Origin of the sequence: Methylobacterium sp. NFXW15 (assembly GCF_049887755.1) — a bacterium.
Taxonomy (GTDB): domain Bacteria; phylum Pseudomonadota; class Alphaproteobacteria; order Rhizobiales; family Beijerinckiaceae; genus Methylobacterium.
Genome location: NZ_JAGEKG010000009.1, coordinates 18,856 through 44,445, shown reverse-complemented (window position 1 = coordinate 44,445; position 25,590 = coordinate 18,856). Strand labels below are relative to the sequence as shown.

21 protein-coding genes are annotated in these 25,590 nt (G+C 67.0%); 10 read left to right on the top strand and 11 right to left on the bottom strand.

What is annotated here, in order from left to right; all coding sequences use genetic code 11:
• Nucleotides 1-20: 20 nt before the first annotated feature.
• The 10 genes from J4O73_RS19130 to J4O73_RS19085 form a co-directional block, all read right to left on the bottom strand.
• On the bottom strand, nt 21-962 hold the full coding sequence (locus J4O73_RS19130) for a hydroxyacid dehydrogenase (RefSeq protein ID WP_426219923.1): 942 nt from the start codon (nt 960-962) through the stop codon (nt 21-23).
• A gap of 247 nt (nt 963-1,209) precedes the next feature.
• On the bottom strand, nt 1,210-1,701 hold the full coding sequence (locus J4O73_RS19125) for an SRPBCC family protein (RefSeq protein WP_426219921.1): 492 nt from the start codon (nt 1,699-1,701) through the stop codon (nt 1,210-1,212).
• A 23-nt stretch (nt 1,702-1,724) separates the two neighbouring features.
• Entirely contained in the window at nt 1,725-2,474 is a 750-nt protein-coding gene (locus tag J4O73_RS19120) for an ABC transporter ATP-binding protein (protein WP_426219919.1), read from the bottom strand.
• Nucleotides 2,471-3,262, bottom strand: coding sequence for an ABC transporter ATP-binding protein (locus J4O73_RS19115; protein ID WP_426219917.1), 792 nt, complete (start codon nt 3,260-3,262; stop codon nt 2,471-2,473). Before J4O73_RS19115 ends, J4O73_RS19120 begins: the two co-directional genes overlap by 4 nt.
• Nucleotides 3,256-4,302 (bottom strand): branched-chain amino acid ABC transporter permease, encoded by a 1,047-nt coding sequence (locus J4O73_RS19110; protein WP_426219915.1) that lies wholly within the window; start codon nt 4,300-4,302, stop codon nt 3,256-3,258. The genes J4O73_RS19115 and J4O73_RS19110 overlap by 7 nt, the downstream gene beginning before the upstream one ends.
• Nucleotides 4,299-5,198, bottom strand: coding sequence for a branched-chain amino acid ABC transporter permease (locus tag J4O73_RS19105; protein WP_426219913.1), 900 nt, complete (start codon nt 5,196-5,198; stop codon nt 4,299-4,301). The genes J4O73_RS19110 and J4O73_RS19105 overlap by 4 nt, the downstream gene beginning before the upstream one ends.
• Nucleotides 5,199-5,346: 148 nt before the next feature.
• Complete coding sequence (locus J4O73_RS19100; protein WP_426219911.1) at nt 5,347-6,582, bottom strand: ABC transporter substrate-binding protein; 1,236 nt, start codon at nt 6,580-6,582, stop codon at nt 5,347-5,349.
• A gap of 241 nt (nt 6,583-6,823) precedes the next feature.
• Complete coding sequence (locus tag J4O73_RS19095) at nt 6,824-9,199, bottom strand: xanthine dehydrogenase family protein molybdopterin-binding subunit (protein ID WP_426219910.1); 2,376 nt, start codon at nt 9,197-9,199, stop codon at nt 6,824-6,826.
• The gene (locus tag J4O73_RS19090) at nt 9,196-9,711 is read right to left on the bottom strand and encodes a (2Fe-2S)-binding protein (protein ID WP_426219908.1); all 516 of its coding nucleotides are present in this window, start codon (nt 9,709-9,711) and stop codon (nt 9,196-9,198) included. The genes J4O73_RS19095 and J4O73_RS19090 overlap by 4 nt, the downstream gene beginning before the upstream one ends.
• Entirely contained in the window at nt 9,701-10,570 is an 870-nt protein-coding gene (locus tag J4O73_RS19085) for an FAD binding domain-containing protein (protein ID WP_426219906.1), read from the bottom strand. Before J4O73_RS19085 ends, J4O73_RS19090 begins: the two co-directional genes overlap by 11 nt.
• Before the next feature lie 97 nt (nt 10,571-10,667).
• Here J4O73_RS19085 and J4O73_RS19080 point away from each other — a divergent pair, with 97 nt between their 5' ends.
• Together J4O73_RS19080 and J4O73_RS19075 are read left to right on the top strand one after the other, a co-directional pair.
• Nucleotides 10,668-11,357, top strand: a complete 690-nt coding sequence (locus J4O73_RS19080) for a TetR/AcrR family transcriptional regulator (RefSeq protein WP_426219905.1) — start codon at nt 10,668-10,670, stop codon at nt 11,355-11,357.
• Nucleotides 11,358-11,429: 72 nt separating this feature from the next.
• Nucleotides 11,430-11,867, top strand: coding sequence for a hypothetical protein (locus J4O73_RS19075; protein ID WP_426219903.1), 438 nt, complete (start codon nt 11,430-11,432; stop codon nt 11,865-11,867).
• Nucleotides 11,868-11,874: 7 nt separating this feature from the next.
• Here J4O73_RS19075 and J4O73_RS19070 read toward each other — a convergent pair whose 3' ends face one another.
• Nucleotides 11,875-13,101 (bottom strand): FAD-dependent monooxygenase, encoded by a 1,227-nt coding sequence (locus J4O73_RS19070; protein ID WP_426219901.1) that lies wholly within the window; start codon nt 13,099-13,101, stop codon nt 11,875-11,877.
• Between the two features lie 329 nt (nt 13,102-13,430).
• Here J4O73_RS19070 and J4O73_RS19065 point away from each other — a divergent pair, with 329 nt between their 5' ends.
• The 8 genes from J4O73_RS19065 (at nt 13,431) to J4O73_RS19030 (ending at nt 25,539) form a co-directional block, all read left to right on the top strand.
• Complete coding sequence (locus tag J4O73_RS19065; RefSeq protein ID WP_426219899.1) at nt 13,431-13,601, top strand: hypothetical protein; 171 nt, start codon at nt 13,431-13,433, stop codon at nt 13,599-13,601.
• A 9-nt stretch (nt 13,602-13,610) separates the two neighbouring features.
• A complete protein-coding gene (locus J4O73_RS19060) occupies nt 13,611-13,910 on the top strand; it encodes a hypothetical protein (RefSeq protein WP_426219897.1) in 300 nt (99 codons plus the stop codon).
• Nucleotides 13,911-13,975: 65 nt separating this feature from the next.
• Nucleotides 13,976-14,263, top strand: coding sequence for a hypothetical protein (locus tag J4O73_RS19055; RefSeq protein ID WP_426219896.1), 288 nt, complete (start codon nt 13,976-13,978; stop codon nt 14,261-14,263).
• A gap of 332 nt (nt 14,264-14,595) precedes the next feature.
• The gene (locus tag J4O73_RS19050) at nt 14,596-15,015 is read left to right on the top strand and encodes an organic hydroperoxide resistance protein (protein WP_426219894.1); all 420 of its coding nucleotides are present in this window, start codon (nt 14,596-14,598) and stop codon (nt 15,013-15,015) included.
• A 117-nt stretch (nt 15,016-15,132) separates the two neighbouring features.
• Nucleotides 15,133-18,057, top strand: coding sequence for a bifunctional [glutamine synthetase] adenylyltransferase/[glutamine synthetase]-adenylyl-L-tyrosine phosphorylase (locus J4O73_RS19045; protein ID WP_426219892.1), 2,925 nt, complete (start codon nt 15,133-15,135; stop codon nt 18,055-18,057).
• 166 nt (nt 18,058-18,223) lie between these two features.
• Complete coding sequence (locus J4O73_RS19040; protein WP_426219890.1) at nt 18,224-18,940, top strand: DUF4214 domain-containing protein; 717 nt, start codon at nt 18,224-18,226, stop codon at nt 18,938-18,940.
• An 11-nt stretch (nt 18,941-18,951) separates the two neighbouring features.
• The gene (locus J4O73_RS19035) at nt 18,952-23,088 is read left to right on the top strand and encodes a glycosyltransferase (protein WP_426219888.1); all 4,137 of its coding nucleotides are present in this window, start codon (nt 18,952-18,954) and stop codon (nt 23,086-23,088) included.
• Nucleotides 23,089-23,214: 126 nt separating this feature from the next.
• On the top strand, nt 23,215-25,539 hold the full coding sequence (locus J4O73_RS19030) for a glycosyltransferase family 4 protein (protein WP_426219886.1): 2,325 nt from the start codon (nt 23,215-23,217) through the stop codon (nt 25,537-25,539).
• The last annotated feature ends 51 nt before the right edge of the window (nt 25,540-25,590 follow it).

Sequence of the window (25,590 nt, the reverse complement as noted above, 5' to 3'; positions counted from 1 at the left end):
GACCGCGAAGTTCGGTCGTCTCAACGACCAATCAGGTGGCGGCGCACGGCTTTGGCCGTGACGGCCGAGACGCGGACATTCGATTCCTGCGTCACGCCCGCGATATGCGGCGTGAGGATCAGGTTCGGCACGCCCGCGAAGGCCGCGCCGGCCTGCGCGTCCAGGGGCTCACGGTCGAACACGTCGAGGGCCGCGCCGCCGAGATGTCCCGCCTTCAGGGCCGCAACCACGGCCGCCTCGTCCACCACCCCGCCGCGCGCGGCGTTGATGAGCACGGCGCCCTTCGGCATCCGGGCGATGGCGGCCCCGTCGATGAGCCCCCGCGTCCCCTCGGTGAGGGGCACGTGCAGGGAGAGCACGTCGCTCTCCGCGATCAGGGTCGCAAGGTCGCGGCGGCCTACGGGGCCGGTGGGCGGGGTCCAGGCGGGATCGCCGGGCGCGAGGTAGGGATCGTGAGCCGCAACCTCCATGCCGAGGGCGGAGGCCCGCCGGGCGGTCTCGCGGGCGATGGCGCCGAAGCCGACGAGACCGAGGCGCTTGCCGCCGATCTCGCGGCCCATCAGCGCGTTGCGCGGCCAAGCGCCCTCGGCCACCCGGCCCGTCGCGCCGTAGGCGCCGCGCAGGAGCAGCATCGCGCTGGCGATCACGTATTCGGCCACGGCTCCGTCATTGGCGCCGGTCGCCGGATAGACGGCGATGCCCCGTCGGCCGCAGGCTTCGACGTCGATGTTGTCGAGGCCGACGCCGAGGCGGCCGACCACCTTCAGGTCCGCCGCCCCGTTCAGCAGGGCGCCGCGCACCTGGGTCCTGTTGCGCACGATGAGGGCGTCGGCGCCCCGGAGCGCCTCCGCGAGATCGCCGGGCCGGTCGACGAGGCCCGGATCGTACAGGGTCTCGAATCCCGCGAGCTCTATCGTGATCGCCGCCTCGTCCATGAACTCGCTGATGACGACCTTGGGCATGCGCTGTCCTTCCCGGAGACGGTTCGTCGCTCACCATAGCGCGACGAGCCCCCCAGGGGGCGCCATTCGGGCCATGGCCGTCCCGGATGCGATAACTCCCTCGATCACATCGCTTCGTCGTCTTTGCGAGCGCAGCGAAGCAATCCAGGAAGCCGCCAAATTCTCAGAAGTCCCGCTGCCCTGGATTGCTTCGCTGCGCTCGCAAAGACGGAGGGGCTGTCACGATCCAGAGATTACAGAAAGTCCTTTAGATCATGGCTTTCGTCGCATCGTCCGGCACCGGACCGGTCTCCGCTCCGGCGACTCCGAACTCGGCGGCGAACTTTCCGAAGAACTCGTCCGCGAGCTTGCGCGAGGTCGATTGCATCAAGCGCCCGCCGAGGGTGGCGATCTTGCCGCCGATCTCGGCCTTGGCCGTATAGGTCAGGACCGTCTCGGCCCCCTCCTCCGCAAGGCTCACCGCCGCGCGGCCCTTGGCGAATCCCGCCATGCCGCCATTGCCCTGTCCGGTCAGGGTGTAGCCCTCGGGCGGGCGCACATTCTCCAGGCGAACCGTGCCCGCGAAGGTCGCCGAGACCGGCCCGATCTTGAGGGAGACCTTGGCCTTCATCTCCTCCGGCGAGACCTGTTCGAGCTCCTTGCAGCCGGGGATGCAGCGGGCAAGCACGGCGGGATCGTTCATCGCCGCCCAGACGGCCTCCCGCGCGGCGGGGATGCGGTACTCGCCGGCGATGTCCATTCTGGTCTCCTTCTCACGGGCGCTCAGACCGCGCAGTAGCGGGCCTGGATCTCGGGATCGTCCTGCAGCACGGCTGCGGGGGCGTGGTAGACGACCGCGCCGCCATCCACGATGTAGACGCGGTCGGAGATGGCGAGGGCGAGTTCCACGTTCTGCTCGACCAGCAGGATCGTGGTCCCGGCCCGCTTCATCGCCACGAACTGCTCGAACATCTCCTCGACGAGGATCGGCATGATCCCCTCGGAGGGCTCGTCGAGGAGCACCATCACCGGCTCGGCCATGAGCGCGCGGGCGATGGCGAGCATCTGTTGCTCGCCCCCCGACATGGTGATGGCTTCCTGCTTCAGGCGCTGCTTCAGACGGGGGAAGGTCTCGGCGATGACCTCGATCCGCCGCGCCTCGTCGCGGCGGGACACCCGCTCGCCCTTCGCCGCCAGGATGCCGAGGCGCAGGTTCTCCTCCACCGTCAGCCCCGGCACGATGCGGCGCTCCTCCGGCACGTAGGCGAGACCCCGGTGGAAGCGCTCGTGCGGCGGCCGGTCGAGGATGTCGGCGCCCGCGAAGGTCACGCGGCCCTCGCGCTTTGGCACGAGGCCCATGATCGCCTTGAGCGTCGTCGTCTTGCCCGCGCCGTTGCGGCCGACCAGCGTCACGATCTCGCCGGGGCGGACCTCCAGGGAGATCCCCTGCAGGATGTGCGAATGGCCGTACCAGGCGCTGAGAGTCTCGACCGACAGCAGCGGCGCGGCGGCACTCATGCCCTCTTGGTTCATGCGCTTTTGCCCAGATAGACGCGGCGGACCTCGGCATGGGCGCGGATGTCGTCGGGGGTGCCCTCGGCCAGGAGTTGGCCCTGGTGCAGGACGACGAGGCGGCGGCACAGGCCCATGACCAGCTTCATCTTGTGCTCGACGAGGATGAGAGTCCGCGTTTCGGCGAGGCGCTGGACGAGGTCCATCATCTCGCGGGTCTCCTCCGGGCTCATCCCGGCGGTCGGCTCGTCGAGGAGAAGGAGCGAGGGCTCGGCCGCGAGGGCCACCGCGATCTCCAGGGCGCGCTGCTCGCCATGGGCGAGTTCACGGGCCAGCCGGTCCATCCGGGAGGCGAGGCCGACCTCGCCGAGCAGCGCCTCGGCGCGCTCGATCAGTTCGGGATAGGCCGAGCGGTGGCGGAAGAAGGCGAAGCGGACGCGGCGCGCCTGGGCCGCCACCCGGACGTTCTCGCGCACCGTGAGGTGCGGGAAGACATTGGTGATCTGGAACGACTTGGCGATGCCCATCCGGGCGAAGTGGTGCGGAGCCGAGCCGGTGATGTCTTGGCCCCGGAACAGGACGCGGCCCTCGCTCGGTGGGAAGGCGCCGGAGATCAGGTTGAAGAAGGTCGACTTGCCGGCCCCGTTCGGCCCGATGATCGCGGTGATGCCGCCCTCGGGGAAGGCGACGCTGACATCGGACAGGGCGCGGAAATGACCGAACCGCTTGCCGAGCCCCTCGGTGGCGAGGATCGGCGGCGCTGCGGCGACGGCGGCGGGCGATGCCGCGAGAGGAGCCGCGCTCACCATCCGGCCCTCCTCAAACGTGCCAGCACCTCGCCCCAGATGCCGAGCGGCAGGAACAGGACGAAGGCGATGAAGATCGCGCCGACGAAGAGCTGCCAGTGGCTCGTCAACGTCGCGAGCCCGTCCTGCAGCAGGGAGAAGGTCGCCGCGCCGACGAAGGGCCCGAAGAAGGTCCCCATGCCGCCGAGCAGCGCCATCATCACCGCTTGGCCGGAGGTGGCGTAATGCATGGTCTCGATCGGCACGATCGAGAGATGGATCGCCTGCAGCGCCCCCGCGAGACCGCAGAGCGCCCCGGAGATCACGAAGGCTACGAGCTTCGTGCGCTGCACGTCGTAGCCGCAGGCCTGCGCCCGCCCCTCGTTCTCGCGGATCGCTTCGAGAGCCGCACCGAAGGGCGAGGACAGCAGACGCGAGAACAGCCAGACCGCCACGCCGACGACGGCGAGCACGGCATAGTACTTCACCACGGGATCGATGAGATCGAGCCGCACGCCCGGCAGCAGGGTGAGGCTCGGCACGTTGATGCCGCGCAGGCCGTTCTCGCCCCCGGTGAAGGATTCCGCCCGGTAGAAGGCGTAATAGACGCACATCGACAGGGCGAGCGTGGTCATCGCGAAGTAGATGCCGCGGGTGCGGATCGCCAGCACGCCCATCGCCGCCGCGATGAGGGTGGCGAGTAGCGTGCCCGCCACGAGGGCGAGGCCCGGATGCAGCCCGTAATGGACGATGGCGATGCCGCTGCCATAGGCGCCGCCGCCGCGGAAGGCGGCATGGCCGAAGGACAGGAGCCCGGTATAGCCGAAGAGCAGGTTGAACCCGAGCGCGTAGAGCCCGAGCACGAGGATGTTCACGGCGAGCGCCTGATAGGGCGCGATCCAGGGGAACACGAGGAGGAAGGCTAGCGTCAGGGCGACCCGGTGGCGGCTGGCGAGCGCCAGCCACCGCCCGGTCCGGCCCGAACCCGGCCTCGCAGCGGGAATGGGCGCGCCCTCGACCACGCCACTTTTGGCCACGGCCTGTCCGGAGAGGGGCGCGCTCATCCGAGGGCTCCCGCCCGGCCGAGGAGGCCCCTCGGGCGCACCAGCAGCACCAGGGCCATCAGCGCGAAGATCGCCATCTTGGTCATGTCGGGGGCCACCAGCGAGGTCATGGCGACGACGATGCCGACGAGGAGCCCGGCCAGCACCGCCCCGGCGAGAGAGCCCATGCCGCCGACGACCGTCACCACGAAGGCCTCGGCCAGCACCGGGATGCCCATTTCCGGCGTCACGCCCTGAAGGGGCGCGGCGAGAATACCCGCGAGCCCGGCCAGCGCGCAGCCGAGGCCGAACACCGCGAGCCAGATCTTCGACATCTGGATGCCGAGCACCTGCACGATCTGCGGATCCCGGGCGCCCGCCCGGATCACGAGGCCGAAGGGCGTGCGCTCGATGAACAGCCACAGGGCGCCGACCACCACGAGGGAGAAGGCGATGAGGAACAGGCGGTAGAGCGGGAAGTAGCCGATGCCGATATCGACGGCCCCGCGCAGTTCCGGCGGCGCCCCGAAGGGCAGGCCCGTGAGGCCGAAGGCGATGCGCACGGCCTCGATCATGACGTAGGACAGGCCGAAGGTGAGGAGCAGCGGATCGTCGATCCCGCGCCCGTAGAGCGGCCGGACAAGAACCCGCTCGACGGCGAGCCCGAGAATCCCCATCGCCAGGGGCGCCGCGACGAGGCTCAGCCAGAAGTTCCCCGTATAGCCGTAGAGGAACACGCCGACATAGGCGCCCGCCATGAAGAACGCCCCATGGGCGAAGTTGACGACGTTCATCAGCCCGAAGATCAGCGACAGGCCGATCCCCACGAGCACATAGATCGCTCCCAGCGCGACGCCGGTGACGAGCTGAAGCGCGAGGAGATCGAGGGGAAAGCCTCCGATCGTGAGGTCGCTCACCGGGGTGCTCCTGGGTGGAGGGCGTGAGAGCTCATTCCGCTTGTCGTCTTTGCGAGCGAAGGCGAAGCAATCCAGGGATGCGGGACCTTCCCGCGCATGGCGCTACCCTGGATGGCTTCGCTGCGCTCGCAAGGACGGATCGGGCGCCTCACGCCTTGTGACCGAGTTCGTCGCAGCCGCGCAGGAACCGCTCATCCGGGCCCTCCGTGCCGAGGATGGTGAAGACGTCGTCGGGGGTCTTCATGTCCTTCGACTTCGCCTCGACGATCAGGACCGACTGCACCGACTGGTGGTCGCACTTCCGGAAGCTCTGCGGCCCCTTGTAGAAATCGGCTTTGAGGTTCTCCATCGCGGCCACGACCTTGTCGGTCTCGGTGGAGCCTGCGGCCTTCACGCCCTCCAGCACCGAGCGGACGCCCGCATAGCCGAGCGCGCCGTAATCCGAGGGGACGGCGCCGTTATAGGCAGCGCGGAACCGGTCGTTGAACGCCTTGGCGGTCGGCACGCTGTCTTCCAGGCGCCAGTAATACGAGGTGCCGCCGATCACCCCGTCGAAGGCGTCGCCGCCCGCCTTGCGCGCGGTGAACAGGAGGACGGGGGCCACGAGCTTGGTGTTGCGCTTCAGGCCGAACTCGGTCGCCTGCTGGATCGAGACCACCTGATCGCGGCCGAAATTGCACAGACAGAGCACGTCCGGCTTCAGCGCGGCGATGCGTGGCAAGAAGGCGGAGTAGTCGGAGGCGCCGATCGGGTGGCGGATATCGGCCACGACCTCGATGCCCGAGGCCTCGCCCGCGCGCTTGAAGCCGCGCACCATCTCGTGGCCGTAGGCGTAGTCGGCGCTGAGGAAGGCGACGCGCTTGCCCGATTTCGGGAAGACGTAGCGGCCCACCGCCCCCGCCGTCATGTGCGGGTTCAGGGCCTCGTGGAAGGTGGTGCGCCCGAAATCCTTCGCCTCGTTGATGGCGTCGGACTGGCTGATCGAGTTGTAGATGACGCCGCGCTCGCGGGCGACGTTGTTGATGGAGAGCGTCACCGCCGCCGAGAGGCCGCCGACGAGGAAGTTGACCTTGTCCTTCTCGATCAGTTCCAGCGTCCGGGTCGCGGCCTCGCCGGGGTTGAGCTTGTCGTCGCGCACCAGAAGCTCGGCGTTGCGGCCCTGGAAGCCGCCACCCTCGTTGAACTCCTTGATCGCGAGCTGCGCCGCACGGACCTGATCGTTCGCCTCGGCCCCGAAGGCGCCGGTGAGCGGCACCGGGAAACCGATCCGGATCGGGCCGCCCTGCGCGGCAGCCGAGCGCAGGAAGGCCGGGGCGGCAAGCGCCAGCGCGGATGCGGCGGCGCTGCCCTGAAGCAGCCAACGCCTGTCGAAGCCCGTTCCCATCCCCTCGTCCCTCCGTTGTCGTGGCGTTTCCTCGGGGGCCCGGTCTCTTGGGAGGACCGTTGCCCGTGATGTGTCCCAGTTCCGTCCCACCCTCCACCTCATCCTGAAGTGCTGCGAAGCAGCCTCGAAGGAGGCCTCCAGGGATCGCAGAGCCTTCTGGAGCCCTCCTTCGAGGCCCGCTGGCGCGGGCACCTCAGGATGAGGTCGAGGGGTTGGAGAAGGCCCCCGCGGACGGTGGTGGTCAAATCAGCCCCAGCGCCTCCAGAACGACATCCGGCGTCACCGGCTGGCGGGAGACCCGGGCGTTCAGCGGCGCGAGCGCGTCGTTGATCGCGTTGACCACCGCCGCCGGGGCGCCGGCCGTGCCCGCCTCGCCCGCGCCCTTGGCGCCGATCTCCGAAGAGGCCGTCGCCGAGACGACGTGGGCGACCTCGATGTCGGGCATCTCGCCCGCCATCGGCACGAGGTAGTCGGCCATCGATCCGTTCAGGAGCTGGCCCTCGCTGTCGTAGAGGCAGTGCTCGAACAGCGCCCCGCCGATCCCCTGGACGATGCCGCCCCGGATCTGCTCGTCCACGAGAAGGGGGTTGAGCACGGTGCCGCAATCCTCGACGCACCAGTGCTTGAGGAGCGTCACGAAGCCCGTCTCCGTGTCGACCTCGACATAGGAGGCCTGGACCCCGTTCGTGAAGGCGAAGGGATAGTCCTTGGGCACGTAATGGCGGGTCGCGACGAATTCCGGCTGGATTCCCGGCGGCAGCGTGTCGGGGCGGAAATAGACGATGCGCCCGAGTTCGGAGAGCGCCATGCGCTCGGTCCCCGTGGCGGAATCCACCACCGCGCCGCCGCGGATGTCGAGGCTGTCCGGCTCGGCCTGGAGGATCGCGCCCGCCACCGCGACGACGTTGGCGCGCAGCGCCTTGCCCGCCTGCCACGCGGCCTCGCCGCCGATGCCTGCGCCCCGCGAGGCCCAGGTGCCGCCCCCATAGGGTGTCGCCTGCGTGTCGCCGGAGATGACCCGGACCTTGTCCATCGGCACGCCCGTGGCGGTCGCCACGATCTGCGCGATGATGCCCTCTGTGCCCTGGCCCTGCTCGGTGACGCTCACCGAGGCGACGACGCCGCCCTGCGGATCGAGGCGGATGGTGCAGCCGTCCTGCGAGGAGATGCGCGCGCCGCCGACCCCGTAGAAGGCGGCCGAGGGGTTGGTGATCTCGATGAAGGCCGCGAGCCCGATGCCGCGATGGATGCCTTGCTCGCGCAGGCGCGCCTGCTCGGCCCGCAGGCCGTCATAATCCATCATGGCCTTGAGCTTGGCCAAAGCCGCCTGATGCGACAGCTTCTCCAGCTTGATCCCGGAGACACCCGCGCAGGGGTAGGCATCGTCCGGGATGACGTTGCGCTCGCGGATCGCCAGGGGATCGAGCCCGAGCCTCTGCGCGCCGAGATCGACGAGCCCCTCCGCGACCATGGTTGCGATCGGATGGCCCACCGCCCGGTACTGGCAGGTCGGCGCCTTGTTCTGGAGCACGACGCGGGCACGGGCGCGGTAATGCCGGTGGCGGTAGGGACCACCCGTCAGGTTCACGACCTGGTTGGCCTCCACCGCGCTGGTGCGCGGATAGACCGAGTAGGGGCCGATGCCCGTCAGGTCGTCCATGTCGAGGGCGAGGATGTCGCCCTCGGCCGAGAAGGCCATCCGGGCCGTGACCCGGTGGTCGCGGGCGTGGATGTCGCTCTGGAAGCTCTCCAGCCGGTCGGCCACGAACTTCACCGGGCGCTTCAGCATCAGCGCCAGCGCGCAGGTCGCCATCTCATCCGGGTAGATGTGGACCTTGATCCCGAAGGAGCCGCCGACATCCTTGCAGATCACCCGTACCGCCCCCTCGGGGAGCGAGAGGTGCTTGCACAGGATGTCCTGCATCATGTGCGGCGCCTGGAAGGAATGGTGAACGGTGAGCATCCCGTCCGCCGCCACCCAGTCCGCCATGATCGCGCGGGGCTCCAGGCAGACGCCGGTATGGCGGCCGAACTGATAGGTCTCCTCGACCACGACGGCCGCCTCGCGGAAGGCCGCATCGACCTCGCCCACTTCGAGGTTGCGCTCGAAGGCGAGGTTGTCGCCGAGTTCCGCATGGATGGCCGGCGTTCCGGGATCGAGGGCCGTCTCCATGTCGACCACGGCGGGCAGCGGCTCGAACTCGACCAGGATGGCGGCGAGCGCATCCTCGGCCTCGGCCCGGCTCCGGGCGACGACGGCGCAGAACGGTTCCCCGACCCAGGTCACGCGATCGATCGCGAGCGCATGCTGGGGCGCGGAGCGCAGGCCCTTGAAATGGCCGAGCACGCCGACCCAGGGGGTGCAGACCTCGGCGAGTTCGGGCCCGGTCACCACGGCGATCACGCCCGGCATGGCCTTGGCCTCGCCGGTCTCGACCGAGAGGAGGCGGGCATGGGCGTGGGGGCTGCGCAGGAACGCGACGTGGCCGACGCGGGAGGCCGCCACGTCGTCCACGTAGACGCCCCTGCCCTCCAGCAGGCGCCGCGCATTCGGGCGTGAGACGGAGCGGCCGATATAGCTGTTCGGCCGGTCGAGGAAGGTAAGCTCGCCGCTCATTCCGCGGCCTCCCGGCGGGCGTCGCGCCGCGCCGCGGCGGTCGTGGCGATGGCATCGACGATGGCGTGATAGCCGGTGCAGCGGCAGTAATTGCCCGAGATCGCCGCGCGGATCTCATCCCGGGAGGACGAGGCCTCCTCGTCGGCCAGCAACTCGGCGGCCGTCACCAGCATGCCCGGCGTGCAATATCCGCACTGGAGGGCGTTGCGGGTATGGAACGCGTCCTGCAGATCCTTGATCCGCCCGCTCTCGGTCAGCCCCTCGACGGTCTCGACCGTGGCGCCGTCGGCCTGGACGCCGAGGATCAGGCACGAGCGCACCGCTCTCCCGTCCACGAGGATGGTGCAGGCGCCGCAGACGCCGTGCTCACAGCCGAGATGAACCCCCGTCAGGCCGAAGGAGCTGCGCAGGAGATCGCCGAGATGCATCCTGGCGGTCACGCGGGCGCGCACCGTTTCCCCGTTCAGGGTGAAGGAGACCGAGTGCTCGCGGTCGGGGCTCTCAGATGCCATGGCGGCTCTCCTGCGAGACGGATCCGTCCCGCATCCGGCCCGCGACGCGGCCGAGGAGGACACGGGCGAGATGGAGCCGGGTCGCGGCTTTCGTGGACGGGTCGTCCGGCGGGTCGAGTTCCTCGGCGAGCGCCGCCTGCGCGCCCGGCACGTCGCCCGCCTCCAGGGCGGCGGCGGCCTTGACTGCCAGGACCGGCCGGTCGGAGACGCTGAAGAAGGCGAGGCGGATCTCCGTGAGGGAAGAGCCGGTTCGCTTCGCCGTGGCGGCGAGGCCGACCAGGGCGTAGTCGCCGTGGCGGCGGGACAATTCCTCGAAGCCCCAGACGGAGTCGGGGCCGGGCAGCGGGAACTCGATCGCCGTGACGATCTCGCCGGGCTCCAGCGCGGTCGTGTAGAGGCCGAGGAAGAAGTCCTCCGCCGCGATGCGCCGCTCGGCCGTCAAGCCCTGCACGACGATGGTCGCCCGCGCGGCGAGGCAGCAGGCCGGCCATTCGGAGGCGGGATCGGCCAGGGCTACCGAGCCGCCGATCGTCCCCCGGTTGCGGATCGCGGGATGGGCGATGTGGGGCAAGGCGGCGGCGAGCAGCGGCAGGCGCTCGCGAACGAGGGCGGTCCCGACATCCCGGTGGCGGGTCATCGCGCCGATCCGCACCGCGCCATCGGCTTCCGTGACGCCGGCGAGGCCGGGAATCGCGTTCAGATCAACCAGAAGGCCGGGGGCGGAGAGCCGCATGTTCAACGCCGTGACGAGGCTCTGCCCGCCCGCGAGGGGAACGGCATCCTCGCCGTGCTCGGCGAGCAGGGCCAGCGCCGCATCGAGCGAAGCCGGGCGCGCGTAGGCGAAGTCTGGCGCTTTCACGCGCGGCTCCTCCTCCCTATGGGCTTGCCCATGACCGCCCCGTGGGACAGGTTGGACGCCCTTATTGATCGTTCGCTCAATAGAAGGCCAAAGCGAGATGCCGTCAAGCAGCCCCGCGCGAGAGACGGATGCGATTCCGACCGGCCGGAGGCTTTCGGCCGAGACCCGTGAGCGCCAGATCGTCGAGGGTGCGATCGCCTTCTTCGCCGAGGCGGGGCTCGACGGGCATACCCGCGAGCTGGCGCGGCGCCTCGGCATCACGCAGCCGCTGCTGTTCCGCTACTTCCCGACCAAGTCCGCCCTGATCGAGCGCATCTACGAGGAGGTCTACCTCAAGCGGTGGGATCGCGGCTGGGAGGCGACGGTGCGCGACGCCGCCCTCCCCTGCCTCGAACGGTTCCGCCGCTTCGAGATCGATTACCAGCGCCGGATCGACGACTACGCGTGGCTGCGGATCTTCGTCTCGGCGGGTTTGAAGGGATTCGATCTGCCGAACCGCTATCTGGGCATGGTGCGCGAGCGCATCTTCGCGCCGCTGCTCGAAGGCATGCGCGCCGAATCGCACCTGCCGAGCGCGCAGGAACAGCCCCTCTCGGCGGACGAGTTCGAACTGCTCTTCGGCATCCACGGGGCCCTGGTCTATGTCGGCCTGCGCTCGCGGGTCTACGGCATCGAGGGCGCCACGGATCGCGACGCCGTGCGGGCGGCGATGCTCGACGCGGCCCTGCCCGGCCTCCTCGCCACGCATCGCCGGGTGGTGACGGGCGCCCGCGCCGGGCGGGATTAGGCCACGGCAAGCGGCGCTTGCCCGGCGGCCCGTTCGGGATCACCATCCCGGAAAAGGCCGAGGAGGAACGCCATGACCCGGACGACCGAAACGGCGGGTCTCCCGCCGCACCTAGCGCAAAACTTGGCACAGGACTTCGCGGCGGCGCGCACGAATGGCTGCGTCGGCACGCGGCTCCTGTCGGAGGATGCGCGCTGCCGGGTCTGGACCATCGTGCTCGCACCCGGCGAGCGGATCGGCTTCCACACCCATGTCCTCGATTACTTCTGGACCGCCGTGACCGCAGGGCGCGCCCGCTCGCAGTACGGCGACGGCCGGGTCGCCGAGGTCGATTACCGGGCGGGCGACATCCAGCACCTGTCCTTCGGCGCGGGCGAGTCGATGACGCACGACCTCGCCAATATCGGCGAGACCGAGCTGATCTTCACCACGGTCGAATTCCTCGACAGCGCCAACGCGCCCCTCGACCTTCCGGCAGAGATCCGCCGGGCGACCGCCAAGGCCGCTTGAAGGCGGCTCAAAGGCGATCTCCGGCCTGTGGGGGAACGGCGGTCCAGGTCATGACGGCCTCGGGGCTGCGGAAGCGTTCGGCCGCTTCGCGCTCCGCCGCACCGCGCAACTGCGCCTGCATGTAGGCCCCGAGCTCGCGCCCCCGCGCCACGACCGAGGCGCCGTAGGGACGGCGGCTGGCATCGAAGGCGGCCAGCCCGGCCGCGACATCGCCCTCCGTCGCCGCCAGCGCGTCGGCGAGGGCGGCGGCATCCTCCATCGCCTTGGTCGCGCCCATCCCGACATGCGGCCGCGCCACGAAGGCGGCGTCCCCCAGGAGGGCAATACCCGGGGCCGGGGCCATGCTCGGCGTCTCGATATCGAGGATCGCCTGGAGGAAGGGCTGCTCGGCCAGACGCATGACGTCGGCGAAGGGAGGAGCGAGGATGCGCGCGGCATCGGCCCGCATCGCCGCCAGGATCTCTGGCTTGATCCGCCCCGGCGGGATGGACAGGGCGTGGCGGACCCCGCCGCTGTCGGTGAGGAGCGCGGCGAGGGCCGCCTCCTCCGTCGGCCTGTACCAGACCACGTTGAGGCGGCGTCCCATCCCGGTCCCGTCATCCGTCGCCGGGACGGGATAGGCGAGGATCTGCTCGCCCGGCGGCAGGCAGAATGCGAAATGGGAGCCGATCGCCCGCCGCGTCGCCTCGGGCAGGATCGCCGCATCGACCACCGCGCGCCACGCGACATAGCCGGCATAAGCCGGAGCGACCGGCGGCAGCACCTGCGCCCGCACCGTCGAGAATTGCCCATCGGCGCCGACGAGGAGATCCGCCGTGATCCGCGTTCCATCCTCGAACCGGGCCACGACCTCGTCTCCCTCGTGGGCGATCGCCGCGAGGGTCGCGCCGTACCGGATCGCCTCCGGGGGTCCTTGGTCGAGGAGCAGGCGGTAGAGACGGCCCCAGCCCGCCAGGATCTGCGGCAGGCTCCGCTCGGCGACCACGCGTCCGTCCCGGTCGAGGACCCGGCGCCCCTCGACGGAGACGCCGAGATCACGCGGCTCGACCGGGCTTCCGCACCGCGCCAGCACCGCCCAGAGCCCCGGATGGGTGACGATGCCCGCCCCGCGCCCGGCAAGGGGACCGGCGGATCGCTCGAAGACCGAAACCCGGTGCCCTCCCCGCGCCAGCAGGCCGGCGGCGGTAAGCCCGGCGATCGAGCCGCCGATCACGGCCACTCTCAATGGCTTCATACTTGGCCTGTCCCGGCGGCGGTTCCATCCCGGAGCGGAGCATGAACGCACCAAGCCGTTTGGCCAAGGTCAGGCCGCCTCGGTGGTTCCCGCGCAAACCTCGACCAGGGTCCCGTCGCAGATAGTCATGACCCGGTCGGCACGGGGCGCGGGCGATCTCGGATCGGCCGCGACCAGCGTCAGCACAGGCCCCCCATGGCTGGCCAGGGGGACCCGATCGGGCTGGTGGTAACCGGCCTAGCGTTCTCTTTTCGTACCGGTGTGCTCGCCGGGTGGCAGTCGGTGTCCGGCCCATCGTCTAGGATCGCACGGTCCTTGAGGCGAGTGTCATGCCGATCCCGCGTCCCACGCCCCGTCGCATCGCCCTGCTTGGGCTCCTGCTCGCCAGTCTCGTGATGCTGGCGGATTGGACGGCCCGGATCGAACTCGCCCGCGCCGTCAGCGCGGCCCCGGCCGATGGCGGGCGCGTGGTCGCGCAGGTCGCCGGGGCGGATGACTGAGCGGCGTCCATGCGCAGTTTGGCTCACTTCCTCGTCCTTGTCGCCCTGACAGGCAGCGCCTCGGCCGCACCGGCCGATCCTCAGGCGCTCGAACGGGCGTGGCACCGCTGCCTGCAGGAAGCCATCGCGCATCAGCCGACCGGGCAGAGCCGGGCTGGGAACGAGCGCAACGCATTGGACGAGTGCAAGGAGCGCGAGGACGCCTACGTGGCCGCGCTGATGGGCGGGCGGCCGCAATCGATGTGGGCCTGGGCCTGGACGACCCTCACCGAGCCCCTCTCCTCCTGGGTGAGCCTGCTGCGGCGCTGACGGCGCCTTCGAACCCGAATGCACCGATGCGGGTTGACCGGCCGCATCGCCATCCGAGGATCGCCATGAGCCGCCCCCGCCGCGTCGGCCTGCCCTGGTACGCCGCCGAGCATTACGACACGCTGCGCGCGCGCCTCGCCGATGGCGGCGCGCTGCCGCCTCATTACGAAACGTGGCGGATCGCCACCGAGCAGATGGAACAGGTGGTCCGCCAAAGCGGCGTCGAGGTGCTGCGCGTGCCGATCGAACCGGAGGTGTTCGCCGCGTGGTGTACCCGAACCGGGGCGCCGCCGGATGCCTCCGCGCGGGCGCGATACGCGGCGGAGGCCATCGCGACCGGCGATGGGCCGTAACTGGGCCCGAACGTCTCGCAATTCTTCGCATCGCTTCGCCGACTTCGTGCGTTCCCGGAAGCAGAGCTTCAGCTCTCGGGGGGATATCCGAACGAAGGAGGCGACCATGTTGCGTGGTGGATTGTTGTGGCTGCTCGGAATCCCGCTGCCGATCATCTTGCTGTTGTGGTTCTTCGGCGTGTTCCACTGATCGCGACGCCGGATTCTCGCAGCCGTCATCGCGGCTGAACGGGCGTATCGCCGGGCCGGTGAAACGGCCCGGTGTGTCACGAAATCGGGTTCTGATGTCGTCCAGGGTGCTCTAACTCGGCCGCGAGTCAGGAGGATGCACCATGAAGGCTCTGTACACTGCTACCGCGACGGCCATCGGTGGCCGCCAGGGCCGCATCTCGTCGTCGGATGGGGTGCTCGATCACGTGCTGGCGCATCCCAAGGAGTTGGGCGGCCCCGGCGGACACGCGACCAATCCCGAGCAGCTCTTCGCCGCTGGCTACGCCGCCTGTTTCGAGAACGCCCTCCTCCGGGTCGCCCGCGAGCGCAAGGCGCCGCTGGCCGCCTCGTCCGTGACGGCCCATGTCGGCATCGGCCGCGAGGAGGACGGGTTCTTCCGCCTGTCGGCGGTCCTGGACGTCTCGGTCCCCGACCGGGACCGCGCTGAGATCGAGGAATTCGCCAGGATCGCCCACGAGGAGGTTTGCCCCTATTCCCGCGCGACGCGCGGCAACATGGACGTGACCGTGCGCGTGGTGTGACGGCGGGCGGGGGCCATGCCCCTCCCCTGGCGTCATCCGCCCCTCGGGGGCACAATGAAGGGGCGCGTGGTGGGCTCACCCCGCCAAGCGCCGCGATGAAACGAAACCGGCGAGCAGATGGACGGCACCCTGCGCGAGCGGCTCCGGCCGCGATTTGAGCCGGACGCATCCCCCCTCGCCCGCGAGCGGCTCGCGGAGATCGCGCCCGCCTTTCCGGCGGGGTTTGTGACGCCCGCAATGCAGGCGTTGCTCCTCGGGCTCGCCGAGCACTCCGATTTCCTGTGGCAGATCGTGACGCGCTCGCCCGCGCTGTTCGTCTCCCTGGCGGAGCAAGCCCCCGAGGCGGCCCATGCCGAACTCGTCGCGCGGCAGCGGGCCGAGGGCGCAGCTTGCGCCAGCGAGGCCGACCTCGCCGCCATCGCCAAACGGCTCCGGGCGAACCGCATCGCTCATGCGCTCCTCGTAGCCCTGGCCGATCTCGGCGGGCTCTGGGATCTCGCGGCGGTGACGCAGGCCCTGTCGGATTTCGCCGACGCCTCCGTCTCGGCCGGGCTCGACGCGCTCCTGCGCCGGGCCGCCGCCAGGGGAAAGGTCCGCCTGGCCGATCCCGAGCGGCCCGCTTGGCAGAGCGGGCTTTTCGTCCTCGGGCTCGGCAAGCTCGGCGGGGGCGAGTTGAACTATTCGAGCGACATCGACCTCGTGGTCTTCTACGAGGCCGAGCCCGCCGCGCGGGTCGCCGGGCCGGAGGCCAAGGCGATCTTCGGCAAGATCACGCAGGACCTCGGCAAGCTCCTGTCCCAGCGCAGCGCCGACGGCTACGTCCACCGGGTCGATTACCGGTTGAGGCCCGATCCGGGCTCCACGGCGCTCGCCCTCTCCACCGCCTTCGCCTTCGATTACTACCAATCGATCGGGCAGGATTGGGAACGCGCGGCCTTCATCAAGGCCCGGCCCGTCGCGGGCGACGAGGCGGCGGCGACCGGCTTCCTGACGGAACTCGGGCCGTTCATCTGGCGTCGCCATTTCGACTTCGCGGCCATCGCCGAGATCCACGCGCTCAAGCGCCAGATCCAGGCCGTGCGCGGCCATGACGAGATCGCGGTGGCCGGGCACAACATCAAGATCGGCCGCGGCGGCATCCGCGAGATCGAGTTCTTCGCGCAGACGCAGCAACTCGTCTTCGGCGGGCGCCAGCCCGCCCTGCGCGGGCGCCGCACCATGGAAACCCTGGATGGGCTCTGCGAGGCGGGCTGGATCGATGCGCGGGCGCGGGACGAGCTCACCCAGGCCTACACGTTCCTGCGCACGGTGGAGCACCGCCTCCAGATGCTGCGCGACGAGCAGACCCAGCGAATGCCCTCCGATCCGGAGGCGCTGGAGGGTTTCGCGCGCTTCTGCGGCTTTCCCAGCCTCGGCGCCTTCGAGGAGACGTTGCTCGCCCATGCCGCCCGCGTACAGGGGCATTACGGGCTGCTGTTCGAACGCGGCGGCGACGAGGCGGCGGCTCCCCTGGTCTTCGGGCCGGGCGAGGCCGAGCCCGCGACCCTGGCCGGGCTTGAAGGGCTCGGCTTCCGCGAAGCGGAGCGCGCCTTCGGCATCGTGCGGGACTGGCATCTCGGCCGCCATCCGGCCCTGCGCGGCGGGCGCGCCCGCGAGATCCTGGTGGATTTCCTGCCCGCGCTGCTCAAGGCGCTGGGCGGTACGCCGGATCCCGATGCCGCCCTGCTCACCCTCGACCGGGCCTTCTCCCGGATGCCCGCGGCGGCGGAATTGCTGGCGATCCTGCGCTCGCACGAGCGGCTGCGGCTGCTCTTCGCGGACCTGCTCGGCGCCTCGCCACGCCTCGCGGACACAGTGGGCCGCAGCCCGCACGTCCTCGACGCGGTGCTGGAAGCCGACTTCATCGCGCCGGCCTCCGAGCCGGATACGATGCGCACGCAGTTCCGGTCCCTCGTCGGGGAGCCCGCCAGCCACGAGGATGTCCTCGACCGCTGCCGGGACGCGGCGCGGCGTCTGACCTTCGTGACGGGCGCGCGCCTCGTCTCCGGCTTGATCACCCCGGCCGAGGCGGGCCGGGCCTACTCGGCAATAGCGGACGCCGCGATCGGCCTCGTGCTGGAGGCCGAGACGCGCCGCTTCGCGGAGGAGCATGGGCAGGTGCCGCGCGGGCGCTGTTGCGTCCTCGCCCTCGGGCGGCTCGGCTCGCGCCAACTGACCGCCGCGTCCGACCTCGATCTCGTCATCCTGTACGATTTCGACCCCGATCACCGCCTGAGCGATGGCCCGCGCCCGCTCGATGCCGTGGTGGCCTATAACCGCCTCGCCCAGCGCGTCGTCGCGGCGCTGACGGTGCCGACCCGGCGCGGTCGCCTGTATCAGGTCGATCTGCGGCTACGCCCCTACGGCAGCCACGCCCCGCCCGCCGTGCAGCTGACGAGCTTCATCGCCTATCACGATGGGGAGGCGGAGGCCTGGGAGCACATGGCCCTGACCCGCGCCCAGGTCGTCGCCGGCGACGCCTCCCTCGGAGCCGAGGTGACGGCCGCGATCCAGGATGTCGTCGCCCGGCCGCGCGATCCCGCCACGGTGTGCGCCGAGGCCAGAACCATGCGCGCCCTGGTGACGAAGGAGCGGGGTTATGCCGGGCCGCACGATCTGAAACTCGCGCCCGGCGGCCTGTTCGACCTCGACTTCCTGGCACAGTCGATCGTGCTCGCCGCAGGTCTGACCGGGTGCATCGGTTGTGATGCGAGCACGGTCCTGCGCCGGGCTGGCGAAGGCGGGCTGATTCCGGCGGAAACGGCCGAGACCCTCGCCGAGGCCTACGCCATCCTCGACGCCGCCGTGCAGTGGCAGCGCCTGACCCTGGAAGATCCGGCCAAGCCGCCTTCGGGTCATGCCGCAAACAGGATCGCCCGGGCGATGAACCTCCCGCATGGTCGCGCCATGCAGGCTGAGTTGGCCCAGCGTCGCCGGGGAAACCGGTCTCTGCTATCCACGATCAAGGCAGCAGTGAATGTGCGGAGCGGGCGTTTGCCGTAAAAATCGCGCGAGCAGCACCAGCTGCCCAATAAAGACTATGCCGAACACTTCCAGAGCCATTGATCTGTCTGTATACGCTTGCAACTTCTGTCGAAGTTGCAAGCCCTCCTAGCAAGGTATATACCCCGTCTAAAATTCAATTTCTTCGTGACACCGAGCAATATTCATGAATATTCCGAGCCCGAAAGACGCAAATCCATTAAATTTGGTTGGCCTTTTGGCACTAACCCCCGGCGATTTTATAAATGAATGTTACCATTTGTTGCTTGGCAGACCAGTCGAGCCAGAAGCCCGCCGATATTCAGAGGTCGACATCCATCTTGGACGCGGGCGATTTTCCAGAATCGTCAGTATTTATTTTTCTAAAGAGGCTGAGAATTACCGCAAAAGAATCTTTGTGACGAGTGAAGATCGCGATTTCGTAAACAACTTGTATCTTTTCTATTTAGGACGCACCGCCGACCCAGAAGGTCTAGACCATTACTTGTCGCAACTTGAGCGCCGGAATCGTAAGAAGGTCATGGCCGCTTTTATGCGTTCGGCAGAAGCTCGGGCGGTCGGCACCCTTTGGTATGAAGTCGAATGGCTTATCACCCGGCTTCGTCGCGATCGCTGGCCCTGGAGATGGGCTGCGCGGAGGAAGCGCCTCCACCATGTGGAATACGAGGCCATCCTCAGCAATGCCTATCGCCCGTTCCGTCTCGCAGCGGGACCTGAGACCGTCGCTCAATCACCTGGCTTCGCCTCTTCCCAAGGCGCTTCTTCGGCCCTTGCGGTGACCGGCAGGCCTGCTGGTCTCGAATTGCTTGCGGAGAGCGAACTCGGCGCGAACTCGGCGCGCATCCTGCGCAGGATGCGCGCTCTCGCTGGGCATCAGGCTTAAGGAAACACTGAATGCGCTTAGTTGTCGATCTTCAATGCGCGCATGGCTCCAGCCGGAACCGTGGCATTGGCCGGTATAGTCTTTCGCTTCTCCGAGGCCTGTCGCGTCAGCGCGCTGATCACGAAATTATTATCGTTCTCAACGGCCTCTTTCCAGAGAGTGTGGAGCGCCTCCGCGGCGAACTCGCGGATATTGTCCCGGCCGATGCAATCCGCGTTCTGCACCTTCCGGAGCCTATCTCGAGCGCTGACGCCGACAACGATGCGCGACGCGAAGCCGCCGAACTGATCCGCGAACAATTCCTCAGCAGCCTAAACCCAGACTTCGTACTGATATGCTCCCTGTTCGAGGGACTTGACGACAATATCGCCACCAGCATTGGTGCTTTCAACACTCGTATCCCAACTGCCACGATTCTTTACGACCTCATTCCACTGATCAACCGATCAGTCTATCTAGCCAATCCTATCATTTGTCGATGGTACGAGCGGAAGCTGTCCCATCTCCGTCGATCCGACCTTCTGCTGGCGATCTCCGGCTCGACGCGTCAGGAGGCAATCCATTGGCTTAACTCGGCCCCGGAAAGCGTCGTCAATATCCTCGGGGCTGCCGACGATCAATTTTATCCCGCCCAGGTATCACAAGAGGAGGAAGCTGCCTTTAGGCTCAAATACGGCTTGAGCCGACCATTCGTGATGTACACAGGCGGTATTGATTACCGCAAGAACATTGATGGATTGATCAAAGCCTTCGCTCGCTTGCCCCAGGACGTACGGCAAGCTCATCAATTGGCCATCGTGTGTGCGATGACACCGTCCGAGCGGGCTCATATTCTATCCATTGCGCAAGAGCATGGCTTGCGTGAAGACGAGCTGGTTACGACCGGCTATATCTCTGAAGAAGATCTCGTTACGTGCTACCGAACGTGCAAGCTCTTTGTTTTCCCGTCCTGGCATGAAGGTTTCGGATTACCCGTCCTCGAAGCCATGAAATGCGGGCGCGCCGCCCTGGCGAGTAATTGCTCGAGTCTTCCTGAAGTCGTCGGAATGGCTGAGGCGCTCTTCGATCCCCTCGATACCAACTCCATCCGGGACGCGATGGCCAGGGGCCTTACGGATGAGAGCTTCCGCACCAAACTGGAACGACACGGCCTGGAACAGGCGGAAAAGTTCGAGTGGGACAGAACCGCCCGGCTGGCGTGGGATGCGCTCGTCGCTGCGCACGAAGTCCGTTCCCAGAACGTCTCTCCGATAGCACGTCCCTCGCGTCGGCCGAAATTGGCCTACCTGTCCCCTCTTCCGCCCGCAAAGAGTGGGATCAGCGACTACAGCGCCGAACTTATTCCCGAGTTAGCTCGCCGCTATGATATCGATGTCGTCGTCGCACAGGACAATGTATCCGTCGATGGAATAACGGCCAACTACCCTGTTCGCACCGTTGCATGGTTCCGGAAAAATTCCGATCTCTATGATCGAATCCTTTATCATTTCGGTAACTCTGAATTTCACTCGCACATGTTCGAACTTCTGCAAGACTACCCAGGTGTGGTGGTCCTGCACGACTTTTATCTCTCTGGTATCGTCGCCCATCGCGATCACGGAGGCGAAACTCCCGGACAATGGGCACGCGAACTTCTGGAAACAGAAGGCTGGCCTGCAGTAACCTACCGATTTACAGTCAAAGACTTGAGCGATGCCGTCTATAGATATCCCTGCAATCTGCGCGTTATACAAGACGCTTTGGGTATCATCGTCCACGCAGAGTTCTCTCGTCTGTTGGCACGTCAATTCTATGGACCGGCTGCAGGCGAGGACTGGCACAAGATTCCTCTTCAGCGCCAACTGACTTTGGGCGTCGATCGGGCTGCGGCGCGCAGAGCACTCGGATTCTCAGAGGACGACATCGTAGTCTGCAGCTTCGGCATGCTTGGCCCGACCAAGATGAACGATCGTCTTCTGGCCGCGTGGCTCGGGAGTCCTCTCTCCAGAGATCCGAACTGCCATCTCGTCTTCGTAGGCGAGAACAATCCCGGCGGATATGGATCGACCATGGTCGAAGAGATCGCCGCCGGGACTTTCGAGGGCAGCGTGAAGATCACGGGTCGAGTCGATCTGGACACCTTCCGCCAATGGCTCGCCGCAGCGGATATCGGCGTGCAGCTGCGTATGCATTCCCGCGGCGAGACATCGGCGGCGGTCTTGGACTGCATGAATGCGGGCCTTCCGACCGTCGTCAACGCCCACGGTTCGATGGCCGAGCTTCCGCGCGATTGCGTGTGGATCCTGCCAGACGACTTCACGAATTCGGAGCTGATCGAGACGCTATCGACCTTGCGAACGGATTCTGTGCGCCGAACTGAATTGGGCGCCAAAGCGCGCGCTCTTATCGCGAGCGATCACAATCCGCGCCTGTGTGCAGAGGCCTATGCGGATGCAATCGAAAGCATCTATGCCCGGGCGGATCGTGGTCCGAAGGGCCTTGAGGCTAGGCTGATGGAGCGGGGCCGACCCCTGGCCACGTCCGATTGGCCGCAACTGATCGGGGCGATGGCGAAAAACACCCCGCCGTCCTACCGGAAGAAGCGTCTTCTGATCGACGTGTCCGAACTGGTCCGGCACGATTTCGGTTCGGGTATCCAGCGCGTTGTCCGCTCCATTCTTCTGCAATGGATGAAGGAACCACTGGAGGGCTTCATCGTCGAGCCGGTCTACGCGACTCTCGGGCGAGGCGGCTACAGGTACGCGAGGAATTTTACCTGTCGGCTACTCAATATTGAATCGTCTTGGTGCGAAGACGAAGTCGTGGAGCCGGTGGCAGGGGATATCTTCCTCGGCCTCGACCTTCAACCATCCATCGTCGCGCAACAATTGGATACGTATCACGCGTGGCGGCGCGCGGGAGTGAGCATCCGCTTCGTTATCTACGACCTCCTCCCCGTCGTGGCACCAAAGTATTTCATGGAGGGGGGGCAGCCCGTCTATCGCGCTTGGCTCGAGCACATTTCACAATTCGACGGCCTTGTCTGCATCTCCCGTGCAGTGGCCGATGACTATTGCGAATGGCTCGATTCTTACGGACCGAAACGAATATCGCCCCTCGAAGTGGACTGGTTCCACCTTGGGGGTGACCGAGAGGTTGCGAGAACGACGCAACTCCTTCCCGACTCCGCGGGCGCTCTAATAGAGACACTGCGACAGTCGCCCACGTTCCTGTCCGTCGGTACGATCGAGCCACGTAAGGGCTACCGGCAAACCCTCGCGGCCATGGACATGGTATGGGCCAAGGGAATCGCCGCCAACTTCGTCATCATCGGCAAGCGTGGCTGGCTCATGGACGATTTCATCGAGGCTCTCCGCAGCCATCGAGAGTTCGGCAAGCGCTTGCATTGGCTCGAAGGGGTGAGCGACACCTACCTCTATGCGATTTACGAGGCCTCACGGTGCCTGATCGCAGCCAGCAACGGAGAAGGCTTCGGTCTACCGTTGATCGAAGCCGCCCACCACGATATCCCTATTCTGGCCAGGGATTTGCCTGTGTTCAGGGAAGTGGCGGGCGAGGCCGCGGATTACTTCCCTGATACGGATGCGCCCGAAGCGATTGCATCTGCTGTCGAACTGATGTTGGCCAAAGCAAAGCGTCCGCCGCTTGAGCGTGGCATGCGCGTCCTCACCTGGGCTGAAAGTGCCGCCTCTCTGCTTTCCCTGTTGCTTCGGGAAACGCCGCCGTATCGACGCTGGATGCCCGTCGAGGGGCTTCGCCTCTGGGGCAGTGATCCGCGACTGAAGACCGAGTTCGGCGTTTCTGACGGGCGAAGCATCCATACGAATGAGACGGAAGGCTTCCTTATTTCAGGTCCCGGCCTGCCTCTCGCCGCAGGCAACTGGGTCATCGTGGCAGAAGGCGAGGCCACGAAGCTCGATGGAACTGAAACGTTGACTGTGACGTCCGACCAGGGCTTGCAGGAACACGTCCAGGCGCGATTGAGCGGGCAGGATCGGAAGTGGCGGATCGAAGCCGCCTTCGCGCTCGATCGACCGGTCGGTCACGTCGAGGTAAGAGTGCGCGTCTCGAAGAAGAGTGTTCTGTCTATACGAAACATCGAGCTGCGACCCGACGAGACCAAGAACCCACTGATCGACGTCGCATGAGGACGAATGGGATCCGGCGTTTGGGTGGGAGGCCAGCCCCCTGCCGTTGCGATCCGGCGGCCCGTCTGACCACCCCCAGGGTTGAGTCTTGTGACAAAGCCGGTCTCAGGATGGGCGGCATACAGAATGTCCAGCGCGAACAAAGGAACGAGAATGCTTTCGCGGGCCATGTCGTGGATCGGCGCGCGGGCAACCGACCGTCGGGCTGCCGAAGAGGCCGCTCTCATCACGCAGTCCGGGTTATTCGATGAGCGCTGGTATCAGGCGACCTATCCGGACGTCGTGGGCTATCCCGGGGGATCGCTCTCTCATTATCTCAAGTATGGCGGCAGCGAGGGACGTGCTCCGGGCCCGCGCTTCGATCCCCGGTCTTATCTGATCGCCAACCCCGATGTTGCGGAGCCGGGCACCAACCTGCTGCTGCATTACCTCAGGGAAGGCAAACGCGAGGGCCACGCTCTTCCGCCGATCGCCTACGACGCGGAGGCCATGGGATCGCATGGCGACTTGGACGTCTTCGATCCCCATGCCGTTGCCGAGGGGGTCGGACTGCCGCTCGCGAAGGTCGTCTGGTCGTCCGAAGATCTTCGGCAGCCGGACGATCTCAGTTCGGCGGCTCGCATAGTCCTCGAACTCCTTCGGCGTTACCAACACCTGCAGCCGCGTTCCCCCACGGCCCTGCGAGACGGCCCAGGGGGGGCCTTCGCCCTATGGGCGAAGCAGAAGGGTTTGGCACAGCTCGGTTTCGACGCCAGCGCAGCAGACTGGATCGATGCCGCCTTTGCCGCGAGGATCGATAGGGAGGCAAGGGAAACGCTCTATGCCGACGTCGCCTTCCGGCAGGCTCGACCGCTTTTCCTGCTTCCGAGTTGCGCCCTGCCAACGAGCCGGAGGCTGTTCAAGGATGTGTACGAGAGAAGCTTATCCCTCGAGTCGGTGTGGTGGTTCCTGCTCGCCAATGCTGAGGATACCCAGGCCGCTCTCTGCGAGACGTGGGCCATCACGCCAGAATGGCAGGCAGCCGTTCCTGACGGCGGGACGGTGTTCGGTGTCGTGCGACTGGCGGAATGGGTAGCCGAAACCTACCAATGCCGGGATGCGGGCATCTTCGCCCAGACTTTCCCGCGCCTCCTCGGAGACGCCGAGCAGCTTCGCCTAGCCTACGCCGCGCGGCCTGAATGGCAGGCGCTCTTTCCCAGGGCGACCCAAGATCGAGAGGAAGCAGCAGCCTTTCTTGAGCACCTCGGCGACACCCGGTCGGACCTTCACTTCCTTCCGCGCGCGTGGCTGGCGGGGCGGCAGCCGCGGGATCTTGCAGGCGATCTGACACACCCCGGGCTGAACATCCTCGGACATTTCACCTATCCGTCCGGCCTGCGCACCTCGGCCGAGCACCTTGTTGAGGGCCTAACCCGCCAGGGGATCGCCACCGCCTTGCGCGACGTGCCGGTTATCCGAAACGCCAAGGAGACGTTCGCGCGCGACTTCCACGACATGGAGGTGTTCGACACGACGCTGATTCACGTTCAGCCGGAGCCACTGTTCGACCGGGTCTACGAGATCGCTGGCCTCCTGCCGCGGCAGCCCCGCACATACCGGATCGGCTACTGGTACTGGGAATTCGATGAGATTCCGCCGTCCTGGAACCGGGTTGCCCTGCAATGCGACGAGTTCTGGACCGCGACGGAGTTCATCGCCACCGGCCTGCGCAAACGTTACAGGCAGCCGGTGCACGTTCTGACACCTGGGGCCGAGATCGCGCCCTTCGAGAAGACGCCGCGAACGGCCTTTGGCGTGCGGGACGACGAGTTCGTGTTCCTGTTCGTATTCCACATGACGAGCGTCATGGACCGGAAGAACCCGCTCGGGCTCATCGCCGCCTTCCGACGAGCATTCCCGGAGGGTGGTGGTTCCAGGTTGATCATCAAGACCGCGTTTGGGGACCAGCACCCTGCAGAGCTTGATCGCCTCCGAGCGGCGGCAAATGGAGCCGCTATCACGATCATCGACCGCGTCTCTTCACGTGACGAGACCTTGAGCCTTATGGCCTGTGCCGACGCCTACGTTTCCCTCCACCGTAGCGAAGGTTTGGGCCTCACGATGGCGGAGGCCATGCTTCTCGGATGTCCTGTCGTAGCGACTCGCTTCTCCGGCAATCTCGATTTCATGAACGACGAGAACAGCTTACTGGTGGATTGCGATCTCGTCACGATCGAGAAAGATATAGCCCCCTACCGAGCTGGGCAGGTCTGGGCCGAACCTCATATTCATCACGCAGCACAGCTGATGCGGAAGCTATACGATGCCCCGGAATGGAGCCGAAATCTTGGCGCACGCGCTAAGATCGACCTCGAGCATCGGCTCTCCTATAAGTTAACAGGCCAGAACATCACCCGCCGTCTTGCGAAAATCGCCGTAGATCGACGGAGAAACCCAATCCTAGACCAGTGAACCGGCCTGCTTTAAACGGTTGCCGCCTTGTAGGAAGGAGATGCCCGGGGT

Bases quoted from the DNA above. Each gene is read 5' to 3' on its own strand.
- J4O73_RS19065 (WP_426219899.1), top strand. From the start codon at position 13,431: ATGCCGATCCCGCGTCCCACGCCCCGTCGCATCGCCCTGCTTGGGCTC.
- J4O73_RS19045 (WP_426219892.1), top strand. From the start codon at position 15,133: ATGGACGGCACCCTGCGCGAGCGGCTCCGGCCGCGATTTGAGCCGGAC.
- J4O73_RS19125 (WP_426219921.1), bottom strand. From the start codon at position 1,701: ATGGACATCGCCGGCGAGTACCGCATCCCCGCCGCGCGGGAGGCCGTC.
- J4O73_RS19130 (WP_426219923.1), bottom strand. From the start codon at position 962: ATGCCCAAGGTCGTCATCAGCGAGTTCATGGACGAGGCGGCGATCACG.
- J4O73_RS19115 (WP_426219917.1), bottom strand. From the start codon at position 3,262: ATGGTGAGCGCGGCTCCTCTCGCGGCATCGCCCGCCGCCGTCGCCGCA.
- J4O73_RS19070 (WP_426219901.1), bottom strand. From the start codon at position 13,101: ATGAAGCCATTGAGAGTGGCCGTGATCGGCGGCTCGATCGCCGGGCTT.
- J4O73_RS19080 (WP_426219905.1), top strand. From the start codon at position 10,668: ATGCCGTCAAGCAGCCCCGCGCGAGAGACGGATGCGATTCCGACCGGC.
- J4O73_RS19050 (WP_426219894.1), top strand. From the start codon at position 14,596: ATGAAGGCTCTGTACACTGCTACCGCGACGGCCATCGGTGGCCGCCAG.
- J4O73_RS19030 (WP_426219886.1), top strand. From the start codon at position 23,215: ATGTCCAGCGCGAACAAAGGAACGAGAATGCTTTCGCGGGCCATGTCG.
- J4O73_RS19090 (WP_426219908.1), bottom strand. From the start codon at position 9,711: ATGGCATCTGAGAGCCCCGACCGCGAGCACTCGGTCTCCTTCACCCTG.
- J4O73_RS19040 (WP_426219890.1), top strand. From the start codon at position 18,224: ATGAATATTCCGAGCCCGAAAGACGCAAATCCATTAAATTTGGTTGGC.
- J4O73_RS19120 (WP_426219919.1), bottom strand. From the start codon at position 2,474: ATGAACCAAGAGGGCATGAGTGCCGCCGCGCCGCTGCTGTCGGTCGAG.
- J4O73_RS19060 (WP_426219897.1), top strand. From the start codon at position 13,611: ATGCGCAGTTTGGCTCACTTCCTCGTCCTTGTCGCCCTGACAGGCAGC.
- J4O73_RS19095 (WP_426219910.1), bottom strand. From the start codon at position 9,199: ATGAGCGGCGAGCTTACCTTCCTCGACCGGCCGAACAGCTATATCGGC.
- J4O73_RS19035 (WP_426219888.1), top strand. From the start codon at position 18,952: ATGCGCTTAGTTGTCGATCTTCAATGCGCGCATGGCTCCAGCCGGAAC.
- J4O73_RS19075 (WP_426219903.1), top strand. From the start codon at position 11,430: ATGACCCGGACGACCGAAACGGCGGGTCTCCCGCCGCACCTAGCGCAA.
- J4O73_RS19110 (WP_426219915.1), bottom strand. From the start codon at position 4,302: ATGAGCGCGCCCCTCTCCGGACAGGCCGTGGCCAAAAGTGGCGTGGTC.
- J4O73_RS19055 (WP_426219896.1), top strand. From the start codon at position 13,976: ATGAGCCGCCCCCGCCGCGTCGGCCTGCCCTGGTACGCCGCCGAGCAT.
- J4O73_RS19100 (WP_426219911.1), bottom strand. From the start codon at position 6,582: ATGGGAACGGGCTTCGACAGGCGTTGGCTGCTTCAGGGCAGCGCCGCC.